At 59.9% G+C, this 13,772-nt stretch carries 1 protein-coding gene; it reads right to left on the minus strand.

From position 1 onward, the window contains the following. Positions 1-13,711: non-ribosomal peptide synthetase (locus G9U53_RS31855; RefSeq protein ID WP_165639919.1), on the minus strand; the 13,711-nt coding region annotated here is incomplete at its 3' end. Positions 13,712-13,772: the final 61 nt, after the last annotated feature.

A 13,772-nucleotide genomic window follows, 5' to 3' on the forward strand; every position in this document is an offset into this window, starting at 1 on the left:
GCAACACCGACAACACCCGACCCACCACCGACGCCGGCAACGCCTCACCCGCCGCGAAAATCACCCGCAACGAACCCAACCCACCACCACCGAGACGCGAAATCGTCGCCTCCGACGTGTCGACCAATTGATCGACGAACACCTCCAACATCGACGGCACAAACGAGACCATCGACACCGACTCCGCCGCCACCACCGACGCCAAATACCCCGGATCCCGATGACCGTCATGAGTAGCCACCACCAACCGAGCACCCACCGCCAACGGAACAAACAACTCCCACACCGACACATCGAACGTCACCGGAGTCTTGAACAACACCACATCAGAACCCGACACCGCATAACGCTCCGCCAACCACGACACCTGATTGACCACACTGCGATGACTGACCGCCACCCCCTTCGGCCGACCCGTCGACCCCGACGTGAAAATCACATACGCCGTATTCCCCGACCGCAACGGCGCAACCCGATCCACATCCGAGACAGGAGCATCCGAAAAACCAGACACATCAACAACATCAACCTCGACCACCGGCACCAAACCAGCATCGAAACCAACATCAGAAGTACTGACCACACACACCGGCGACGCCGCCGCCAACACATACCCATTACGCTCCGCAGGCTGATCCGGATCCACCGGAACATACCCACCACCAGCCCTGAGCACACCGTAAACCGCAACCAACAAATCAACCGACCGACGAACCGCAACACCCACCAACGACTCCGGCCCCACACCCACCGAAACCAAATACCTGGCAAAACGATTCACCCGAGCATCGAACTCCGCATACGACAACGACACACCCTCGAACGAGAGCGCTACCGCATCCGGAGACGCCGCCACCTGCGCATCGAACCCGTCCAACACCGACACACCCGCAACCTCACGAGCCGTGTCATTCCACCCCTCGAGCACCAACGAACGCTCAACAGAATCCAAAATATCAACGTCACCAACAATGGTTGACCGATCAGCAACGACGGCAGCCAGGATGCGTTCGAATCGGGTTGCCATCGAGGCCACCGTCGACTCGTCGAACAGATCCGTCGCGTACGTGAACGTCGCCGCCATCCCGGCCGGGGCACCGGACTCGTCGAACTGCTCGACCATGGTCAACTGCAGATCGAACTTCGCCGCCACCGCGCCGGTATCGACGCCCGCAACCGTCAGATCGCCCAACTGCAACCCGGTCTGGCGGGCGCTCTGGAACGAGAGCATCACCTGGAACAACGGATTACGCGCCTGCGACCGCGCCGGATTGAGCACCTCCACCAACCGCTCGAACGGCACATCCGCATGCGCAAACGCACCCAGATCGCCCTCACGAACCCGACCCAACAACCCCGAGAACGACTCCGAAGAATCCACCTCGGTCCGCAACACCAACGTATTGACGAACATCCCGATCAAATCATCGAGAACCTGCTCACCACGACCCGCCACCGGAGTACCGATCGCAATATCGGACGTCCCCGACAACCGCGACAACAACACCGCCAACGCCGCATGCACCACCATGAACAACGACGAATTCGACTCACGCGCAGCGTCACTCAACGACACATGCACATCACGATCAATCACGAACGAATACGCAGCACCACGATTGGACGCCACCGCCGGCCGCGGACGATCAGCCGGCAAATCCAACTGATCCGGCAACCCCGACAACGCCGACTCCCAGAAACCGATCTGACGCGAAATCAACGACGACGGATCATCTTCCGAACCGAGAGTCTCCCGCTGCCACAACGCGTAATCCGCATACTGCACCGCCAACGGCGTCCACCCCGGCACCTCACCCCGAGAACGAGCCTCGTACGCCACCATCACATCACGCGTCAACGGCCCCATCGACACACCATCACCACTGATGTGATGAACCACCATCGCCAACACGAACTCCGACTCCGACACCGCGAACAACCGCGCCCGAACCGGAACCTCCACCGCCACATCGAAACCAGCCGACAAGAACTCCGTCACCGCACCAACGACATCGGACTCCGACACCGCCACCGGCGACAAATCCAACCGCACCCGATCCGCAGACAACACCTCCTGGAACCCGACACCGTCGACCTCCGGATACACCGTCCGCAAAATCTCATGCCGACCAACAACATCCGACACCGCAGCCTGCAGAGCCTCCACATCCAACAACCCCGACAACCGAATCGCCACCGGAATATTGTCAACATTGGATCCCGGGTCGAATCGGTTCAAGAACCACATCCGCTGCTGCGCCAACGACAACGGCACACGCTCCGGACGCACCCGAGCAGTCAACGCCGCCCGCGCACCCGAACCAACCTCCGACTCCACCCGAGCAGCCAACAACTCCACCGACGACGCCTCGAACAACACCCGCACCGGAACCTGCGCATCGAGCGCCTGCCCCAACCGAGCCGCCACCCGAGTAGCAATCAAAGAATTACCACCCAAAGCAAAGAAATCATCATCCAACCCGACACGCTCGACCCCGAGAACATCCCCGAACACCGACGCGACGATCTCCTCCACCGCCGTCACCGGAGCCCGGAACACCGCAACCTCGAACACCGGCTCCGGCAACAACTTCCGATCCAACTTCCCCGACGCATTCAGCGGCAACGCATCCAACACCATGATCAACGACGGAACCATGTACGACGGCAACACCGCACGCAGCGAATCCGTAAGCGCTACAACATCAACCACCGCACCCGACACCGGCACCACATACCCAACCAAGCTGTCACCCGACTTGGCCGAAACAACAGTCACTGCAGATGCGGATACCGATGCATCAGCCACCAAAGCCGACTCGATCTCCCCCAACTCGATCCGCTGACCACGCAACTTCACCTGGAAATCACTACGGCCGATGTACTCCAGCTCCCCCGACGCATCCCACCGCACCAAATCGCCCGTGCGATACATCCGACCGCCCCCGCTGCCATCGGCAAACGGGTTCGCAACAAACCGATCCGACGACATTGCGGCCCGCCCGATATACCCGCGCGCCAACTGAATGCCCGATAGATAAAGCTCGCCGACAACACCCCTTGAAACCGGGTGCAGCCTGGAATCCAGGACTAGCAGCCCTGTATTCCACACAGCAGAACCAATCGGGATCGACACGGTCTCGTCCGATGTGACTTCATGGAAGGTCACATCAATTGCAGCCTCGGCAGGACCGTACAAATTCTCCAAGCGTGCTGATGGCATCACTCCGAAAACTTCCGCGGCAGTGCCAACTTTCAAGGCCTCGCCACCGGAAAACACCAGCCTCAAGGAAGGAATATTGCTGGCATATTCGGCTGAAATGAATAGGGCCATCATTGCAGGCACGAAGTGCGCGACCGTGACCGCATGCTCCCGGATCAACTTCGCTATGTACTGAGGGTCACGATGGCCATCCGGTTCGGCGATCACCATGCGCGCGCCTACTTGGCACGGCCAGAACAACTCCCAAAGTGAAACGTCAAATGTGGACGGAGTCTTGACCAGCACCACGTCCGACGGGTCCAAATTGTATCGATCCTGGCGCCAAAGCATCTGGTTTACTACGGCGATATGCGATACCAGGACGCCTTTCGGCGTCCCGGTAGAACCGGAAGTGAAAATCACATACGCAGGGTGATCTCCCCGAAGAGCAGACAGTCGCTCTGAATCGGTGATCGGATCAGTCGAATACGTATGCAGGTCAAGACTGTCAACATCAACCCAGGAAGTCGGCAACTTCGCGTCGAGTCGACCATCAACCGTAAAGTCACGCGAGTACAAGACAACGGCCGGCGCCGCCGTTCGCAAAACATAAGAGACGCGTTCAGTCGGATGCGATGGGTCCAGGGGTACATATCCGCCACCTGCACGAATCACCGCATGGGCTGCGATCACCCAAGATATAGACCGCCCCATGAGCACGCCGACCAGAACCTCAGGTCCAACACCTTGCGAAATCAGATGTCGGGCCAATCGATTGACGCGCGAATCGAATTCGCCATAGGTCAAGCTTTCGTCACCGTAAATCAGCGCAACATCCATAGCGCGCTGAGCCGTACCGACGACATCCACCAATCGCGTCGCGGGCAGATCCCGACGACTGGCGCGCGATCTGTTGTAGATCTCAATTCGTTCAACACCATCAAGAAGATCGACTTCTCCCACCAGCGCCGATGAATCGTCGAGAACTGTGCGCAGGATGCGTTCGAATCGGGTTGCCATCGAGGCCACCGTCGACTCGTCGAACAGATCCGTCGCGTACGTGAACGTCGCCGCCATCCCGGCCGGGGCACCGGACTCGTCGAACTGCTCGACCATGGTCAACTGCAGATCGAACTTCGCCGCCACCGCGCCGGTATCGACGCCCGCAACCGTCAGATCGCCCAACTGCAACGCGGTCTGCTCCATGTTCTGGAACGAGAGCATCACCTGGAACAACGGATTACGAGCCTGCGACCGCGCCGGATTGAGCACCTCCACCAACCGCTCGAACGGCACATCCGCATGCGCAAACGCACCCAGATCGCCCTCACGAACCCGACCCAACAACCCCGAGAACGACTCCGAAGAATCCACCTCGGTCCGCAACACCAACGTGTTGACGAACATCCCGATCAAATCATCGAGAACCTGCTCACCACGACCCGCCACCGGAGTACCGATCGCAATATCAGACGTCCCCGACAACCGCGACAACAACACCGCCAACGCCGCATGCACCACCATGAACAACGACGAATTCGACTCACGCGCAGCGTCACTCAACGACACATGCACATCACGATCAATCACGAACGAATACGCAGCACCACGATTGGACGCCACCGCCGGCCGCGGACGATCAGCCGGCAAATCCAACTGATCCGGCAACCCCGCCAACGCCGACTCCCAGAACCCGATCTGACGCGAAATCAACGACGACGGATCATCTTCCGAACCGAGAGTCTCCCGCTGCCACAACGCGTAATCCGCATACTGCACCGCCAACGGCGTCCACCCCGGCACCTCACCCCGAGAACGAGCCTCGTACGCCACCATCACATCACGCGTCAACGGCCCCATCGACACACCATCACCACTGATGTGATGAACCACCATCGCCAACACGAACTCCGACTCCGACACCGCGAACAACCGCGCCCGAACCGGAACCTCCACCGCCACATCGAAACCAGCCGACAAGAACTCCGTCACCGCACCAACGACATCGGACTCCGACACCGCCACCGGCGACAAATCCAACCGCACCCGATCCGCAGACAACACCTCCTGGAACCCGACACCGTCGACCTCCGGATACACCGTCCGCAAAATCTCATGCCGACCAACAACATCCGACACCGCAGCCTGCAGAGCCGCCACATCCAACAACCCCGACAACCGAATCGCCACCGGAATATTGTTCGCCGACGACAACGTATCGAAACGGTTCAAGAACCACATCCGCTGCTGCGCCAACGACAACGGCACCCGCTCCGGACGCACCCGAGCAGTCAACGCCGCCCGCGCACCCGAACCAACCTCCGACTCCACCCGAGCAGCCAACAACTCCACCGACGACGCCTCGAACAACACCCGCACCGGAACCTGCGCATCGAGCGCCTGCCCCAACCGAGCCGCCACCCGAGTAGCAATCAAAGAATTACCACCCAAAGCAAAGAAATCATCATCCAACCCGACACGCTCGACCCCGAGAACATCCCCGAACACCGACGCGACGATCTCCTCCACCGCCGTCACCGGAGCCCGGAACACCGCAACCTCGAACACCGGCTCCGGCAACAACTTCCGATCCAACTTCCCCGACGCATTCAGCGGCAACGCATCCAACACCATGATCAACGACGGAACCATGTACGACGGCAACACCGCACGCAGCGAATCCGTAAGCGCTACAACATCAACCACCGCACCCGACGCCGGCACCACATACCCAACCAAGCTGTCACCCGACTTGGAGTCAGAGTGCATCACGACGACGGCGTCGTTTACGTTCTCATGCGTGAGCAGGGCTGATTCGATCTCACCCAGTTCGATCCGCTGACCACGCAACTTCACCTGGAAATCACTACGGCCGATGTACTCCAGCTCCCCCGATTTGGTCCATCGAACCAAATCTCCGGTGCGGTACAACCTGGCGCCGGCTGATCCGAATGGATCGGCGACAAATCGCAGCGCCGTCATAGCAGGCTCACCGTGATATGCACGAGCCACCTGCGGTCCACCCAAATACAGTTCACCGGCCACACCCACCGGCACTGGCGCCAACCGGCCGTCAAGCACAACAGTGGACGCGTTAGCGACGGGCGTACCGATCGGGACGACCACCGCCTCAGGAGTCGCCTCCCAAGCTGTTACCACCTCGACCTCGGCAGGCCCGTACCAGTTGTGCAGGCTCGCCGAGGCGTACCCGCTGAATCGGCGTACGGTGTCGGCGCTCAACGCCTCTCCTGCGACAAAGACTCGACGCACCGATTCCGGCAGCGGCGCGGGCACCGCGGACATGAATGCGCTCAACATCGACGGAACGAAATGCACCGTCGTGACCCGCTCTTGAGCGATGGTTTTCGCAAGATAATCTGCGTCCCGGTGTCCATCGGGAACCGCGATGACCAGTTTCGCGCCAGTTTGGAGAGTCCAGAACAATTCCCAGACCGAAATGTCGAAGGTGATCGGCGTTTTGTGCAGTACCACATCCGAGCAATCAAGCCTGTAGGTCGCCTGAGCCCACACCAACTGGTTCACCGTTGCGCTGTGTGTAATGGCAACGCCCTTGGGTCGACCTGTCGAACCTGAAGTGAAGATCAGATACGCCGTGTTTTGCGATCGCAAAGGCGAATTGCGTTCAGAGTCGGCAATCCGGCGAGATGGGAACCCGTCCAAGTTCAGAGCCTCGACAGTCACCATCCGTCGACCCGTCGACGCGAACTGATCGCGAGCGGTAGTCAGAATCAGTACCGGATCCGCCGCCTCTACGACGTACTCGGTGCGTTCTGCTGGATGATCTGGATCGATAGGAACGTAGGCGCCCCCAGCCTTCAGAACGGCGTAGATCGCAACCACGAGGTCAATGCTCCGACGCATCGCCACACCGACCAACTGCTCAGGTCCGACTCCTTCGGAAATGAGGTGACGCGCGAGTTGATTGACCTTGGCATCGAACTCCGCATACGTAAGTTCAATTGCGTCCATGGCCAACGCGACAGAGTTAGGCGTCCGCGCAACCTGCTCGTCGAACAACGAGACCAGCGTCGCATTGTCCGAGCACAAAGATCCGGCCGAAACAGCTTGTGCCAGTACCTGTTCACTCTCGCTCTGTGAGAGTACGGGAATATCACCCACCAGTACGTCCGGAGTTGCGGACACTGTGCTCAGAATTCGCAACAGACGATCGACGAATTCCAGCACCGTTGATTCGTCGAACAGGTCGGTTGCGTAGTTGAACGACCCGTGTATCCCTGAGGGTTCTCCAGACTCGCTGATGACCTCGGACAGAGTGATCTGAAGGTCGTATTTCGCCGTTCCCGAGTCCGCTTCGATCCCGGAAATCGTGAGTTCTGGCAACACGAACTGCGTTTGCGCAAAGTTCTGGAACACCAACAAAACCTGGAACAGCGGTGAGTGCGCAGTAGAACGCACGGGGTCGATCTCATCCACCAACCACTCGAACGGCACATCCGCATTGGCAAACGCCGATAGATCGATTTCACGCACCTGCTCCAGGAACGAACCGAATCCCTCCGACGCTTCGACGTTCGTGCGTAAGACCAGCGTGTTGACGAACATACCAATCAGATCGTCGAGTTCGGCCTCCCCGCGTCCTGCGACAGGAGTACCAAGCACCACGTCCGTGGAACTGCTCAGTCTGGACATCAAAACAGCCACAGCCGCGTGAATGACCATAAAGACAGTGACGTTGTGACCCTCTGCAAGCCTCGACAAGTCTGAATGAAGGCGTGCATCGATCGTGAAATTGACTGTCGCTCCGCGTAACGACTGAATCGCGGGCCTTGCACGATCCAAGGGGAGATTCAAAACGGGGGGGACGTCAGCCAACTGAGTTCGCCAATACGCAATTTGCTTCGACGCGATCGAGTCCGGGTCACCATCTGAGCCCAACATCTCGCGTTGCCACAACGCATAGTCCGCGTACTGCACTCCGAGAGGTGCCCACCCCGGAACCACCCCCCGAGATCGGGCCTCATACGCGACCATGACATCGCGCCCGAGTGGCCCGACTGAGGAACCGTCTCCGGCAACGTGGTGGATCACGACAACCAACACGTAGTCGCCAGAGCCAAGGCTGAACAGTTTCGCTCGAACGGGGACCTCAGCACCGACGTCGAATCCCTGTCCGACAACCTCTGCTACGCGCAGCATTACAGACTCGGCGTCGACCTCGACTGGACTCAAGTCCAGCACGACCTCTTCGGGTGGAACAATTACCTGCATTGGTCCATCTGGATCGCTTGGGTACAACGTTCTGAGCGACTCGTGCCGTGCCAGGACATCGGAAACAGCAGCTTTCAGCCCCGCCACGTCCAGCTTCCCTGAAAGCCGGATCGCGAGAGGGACATTGTAGACCGGCGACTCTGGGTCGAGTTGGTTCAGAAACCACATCCGTTGCTGTGCAAGGGACAACGGCACCCGCTCCGGACGCACCCGAGCAGTCAACGCCGCCCGAGCACCCGAACCGATCTTGGTCTGAACCCGGGCAGCCACGCGCTCGACCGAGGACACCTCGAACAGCACCCGTACCGGAACCTGCGTATCGAGCGCCTGCCCAAGTCGGGCAACCATCCGAGTCGCAATCAGCGAATTGCCACCCAAAGCAAAGAAATCATCATCAAGCCCGACCCGATCCACACCCAACACCTCGGCGAAAACCGAGGCAACCGACTCCTCCACCGGAGTCACCGGAGCCCGGAACGCCGCAGCCTCGAACACCGGCTTCGGCAACAGCTTCCGATCCAACTTCCCCGAAGCATTCAGCGGGAACGCATCCAACACCATGATCTGCGACGGCACCATATACGACGGCAACACCGACCCCAACGAATCCACAAGCGCCGCAACATCAACCACCGCTCCCGACGTCGGCACCACATACCCCACCAACTGATCACCGGTCTTGGTCGACACCACCGCCACCGACGACACCGACACCGACACATCGGCCACCAGGGCCGACTCGATCTCCCCCAACTCGATCCGCTGACCCCGGAACTTCACCTGGAAATCAGTGCGCCCGATGTACTCGAGCTCCCCCGACCAGCCCCACCGCACCAAGTCCCCCGTGCGGTACATCCGATCGCCGACACTGCCATGAGTGAACGGATTCGCGACGAAGCGATCCGCCGACAAATCCGGACGAGAAACATACCCACGAGCCAACTGATCACCCGCAAGATACAACTCTCCCGCAACACCCGCCGGCACCGGACGCAATCGCGAATCCAAGACGAAAACCTGCGAATTCCACTGCGGCACACCAATAGAAGCCACACCACCGTGGACAGCATCCGTCACATCCGCGAACGTGATCGACACCGCGGCCTCGGTCGGACCATACAAGTTGTGAACCCGCGCGCTTGAAACAACACCGAAATCGCGCACCGTCTGCGCCGGCAACGCCTCACCGATGACGAACACATCACGTAGCGAATCCAACTGGCTGGCAGAGACTTCCCCCGCGAACACCGACAGCATCGTCGGCACGAAGTCCGTCACCGTCACGCGCTGATCAGCGATCACCGACGCCAAATACCCCGGATCCCGATGACCGTCATGAGTGGCCACCACCAACCGAGCACCCACCGCCAACGGCAGGAAGAACCCCCACAAAGACACGTCGAACGTCGTCGCAGTCTTCTGCAGATACACATCCGACCCGGTCAGAACATACTGCCCCTGCATCCACGCCATCTGATTGACGATCGCCGCATGCGAAACCGCCACACCCTTCGGCTTCCCCGTCGACCCCGACGTGAAAATCACATACGCAGCATTCGAAACACGCAACGGCGCAACACGATCCACATCAGAAACAGGCGCATCCGAGAATCCGGACACGTCCAGCTCGTCTATCAACACCACATCGAATTTACTCGGCAACACCACACCGTCACCAGCAGTGGACAACACACAGACCGGTGCCGCGGTCTCGAGAATATGACCATTGCGCTCGACCGGATGATCCGGATCCAACGGCACATACGCCCCACCCGCAGCAACCACTGCATACATACCAACCACAAGGTCAACCGACCGGCGCATCGCCAACGCCACCAACGACTCCGGCCCCACGCCCACCGAAATCAGATACCGTGCAAGACGGTTCACCCGAGACCCGAACTCCGCATACGTCAGAGACTGCCCCTCGAACACCACCGCCACCGCATCCGGCGTCGCCGCCACCTGCGCAACAAACCCGTCGAGCAACAAAGCACCAACAGTCAACTCGTGAACAGTGTCATTGACCGCCACCAGCACCTGCGAACGCTCGCCCTCACCGAGCAACTCCACATCCCCGACAACCGAATCAGGCTCCGCCACCATTGCTTCCAGAACACGCACCAACCGCTCCGCAAACGAAACAACTGTCGACGCGTCGAACAGATCCGTCGCATACGTCAACGACATCGGCATCCCCACACCGACGCCGTCCTCCTCCAACGGCGTCACCGTCAACTGCAGATCGAACTTCGCGATCTCGACACCGGCGTCGAAACCGGCAATCGACAGTCCCGGCAACTCCACGACATCCTGCGCCATGTTCTGAAAGAACAACGCAACCTGGAACAACGGATGATGGGCCTGCGACCGCGCCGGATCAAGCACTTCCACCAAACGCTCGAACGGCACGTCCTCGTTGCCGAACGCCCCGAGATCGACCTCACGAACCCGACCCAATAACGCCGAGAAAGACTCCGAAGAATCCACCTCGGTCCGCAACACCAACGTATTGACGAACATACCAATCAGATCGTCCAGCTCCGGCTCACCCCGCCCTGCGATCGGAGAGCCCACCACAACGTCGTCACTACCGCTCAGCCGCGCCAACAACACCGCCAACGCCGCATGCACCACCATGAACAACGACACATTACGATCAAGCGCCAACTGCTCGAGCGCTCGATGTAACCGCGCGTCTATCGAAAACTGGTAACTCGCACCCTGATTGGATGCCACCAACGGCCGCGGGCGATCCGCCGGCAGCTCGATCCGCTCCGGCAACCCCGCCAACACCGACGTCCAATACCCCAACTGCTCAGACATCAACGACGACGGATCACCCTCGGACCCCAACACCTCACGCTGCCACAACGCGTAATCCGCATACTGCACCGCCAACGGCGCCCACCCCGGAACCTGTCCACCCGCACGCGCCACATACGCCATCGACACATCACGCACCAACGGACCCATCGACACACCGTCAGCAGCGATATGGTGAATCACCAACGCCAACACAAACTCCGACGAACCCGTCTGGAACAATCGAACCCGTAATGGCACCTCGACCGTGACATCGAACCCCTCTGCCACCACTGGCGTCAGCACACCGAGCAAGTCGGCCGCGTCGACAGTTTCGGGCAATACAGTTTCCACGAATTCGTCCACCGGAAGTACTTGTTGGAACCCGATGCCCTCGAATTCCGGATAGACGGTCCGCAACACCTCGTGCCGCGCAACAACATCCGACAGCGCTGCGGACAGTGCCGAAACATCGACGGCACCGGACAACCGCAACACGATCGGAATGTTGTTCACACCAGACACAGAGTCGAATCTCGACAAGAACCACATCCGCGACTGTGCAAGGGAAAGAGGTATCCGCTCCGGACGAGAGCGAGGGGCCAAGGCAATTCGCACACGCCCCGCTGAATCTGACAAAACAGATGCAAGACCGGAGACTGTCGAGTACTCGAAGAGCGTTTTGACCTGAACCCGCACATCGAAAGCCGCACTGAGACGCCCGGCCAATTTCGCAGCAATCAACGAGTTGCCGCCGAGTTCGAAGAAGTCGTCGTCAGCGCCGACTCGGTCCACCCCCAAGAGTTCTTCGAATATGCGCGCGACCACGACCTCACCATCGGAGGATGGCGCTACAAACTCTCGGGCCTCGAATACGGGATCAGGAAGTGCTGCTGAATCCAGCTTTCCTACTGGCGTCAAGGGAATCTCGTCGATGACAACGACAGCCGCCGGAATCATGTGACGGGGAAGATCCGTCTTGACCACAGCCAGGACGTCATCCCCGGACAGCACGGCTCCAACTGCAGGAAGCACATAAGAGATGAGAGCCGTTTCACCGCTGGGCAACACTCGCCCGAGCGTTGTCACGAACTCGACCCGTTCGTCGAGTGCGATGACCGCGTCGATTTCAGTCAACTCGATGCGGAAGCCACGGATCTTGACCTGGGAATCGGACCGTCCGACGTATTCGACGCTACGATCGCCGGCAGCACTTTCCGTCCACCGCACCACGTCCCCCGTACGGTACATTCGTTCACCCTGTGCCCCAAAGGGATTCGCGATGAATCGATCGGCCGTCATACCTGCCAAATTGTGGTATCCGCGCGCAACCTGCGGCCCTGCAAGATAGAGCTCACCCGTAGTCCCCGTCGGTACAGGCTGCAAGCGGGCATCCAATACCAAAGACGCTGCACCACGAATCGGACCACCGATCGTGACGGGATCACCCGCGCCGAGTTCCGTCATGTTCGTGACGATCGTCATCTCGGTCGGGCCGTACGCGTTGACAAAGTGGCGTCCGGGCGCCCACTTCGCGACCAACTCGGGCGGACACGCTTCACCCGCGACCACGACGACAGCAACATCGTCGAGTCCAGATGGATCCACCGATGCGAGCACCGAAGGAGTAGCGCCGACATGCGTCACTCGCTCTGTCTTGATCAGCTCGGCTAGCTCGGGCCCACCGTAGATGCTCGATGGGGCAATCACCATGACGGCGCCAGCCCCGATCGTCTCGAGTAGTTCGAAGATCGATACGTCGAAGCTTGGAGTCGTGAAGTGCAAAACCCGCGAATTGCCGTCGAGCGACAGCATGCGAATTTGCTCTCGCTGCAGGACGGCTAGCCCCGAATGCGAAACAACAACACCCTTGGGTCGCCCTGTGGAGCCGGATGTGTAGATGACGTACGCGGCGTGCTGCTCACGCAGTGTCCTTACCCGCTCGTCATACGTCACTGGCGCGCCGGAGACAGCGGCCAACGACTCGACAGTGTCCGAAGCATCGATCGAGATCCACCCGACCGAGTCGGTTAACCCGGCGCGTGCACCCTTAGTGGTCAACCCGACCGAAACTCCAGAATCGCTGATCATGTAGGCCACGCGATCGGCTGGATAGTTCGGATCCACCGGGACGAAGGCGGCGCCGGACTTGGCGACTGCCCACAGTGCCAGAACGGACTCGATGGACCGCGGTATCGAAATTGCAACCCGATCCTCTGGCCCCATGCCGCCGGCGATCAACAATCTCGCCAAACGAGACGATTGCTCGTCCAACTCTGCGTATGACAGCGAACGTCCTTCGAACCGCAACGCCTCCCGCTCGGGCCCCAGCTCGACGGCCGCCGCCAGCAGTTGCGGAAGCAACGAGGTGCTGGCACGACGGCCGCGTGCCGGACGCTCTCGACGTGCCTTGCGAGCTACCGAAGTCCCTGGCGTCACACCATCGGAGCTCATGCGGTCACGACCTGCACTCGAACGGCATGCTGGAGGAACACGTGCTGCGTCAAGACAATTT

This window comes from Rhodococcus sp. D-46, assembly GCF_011290655.1.
GTDB lineage: Bacteria > Actinomycetota > Actinomycetes > Mycobacteriales > Mycobacteriaceae > Rhodococcus_F > Rhodococcus_F qingshengii.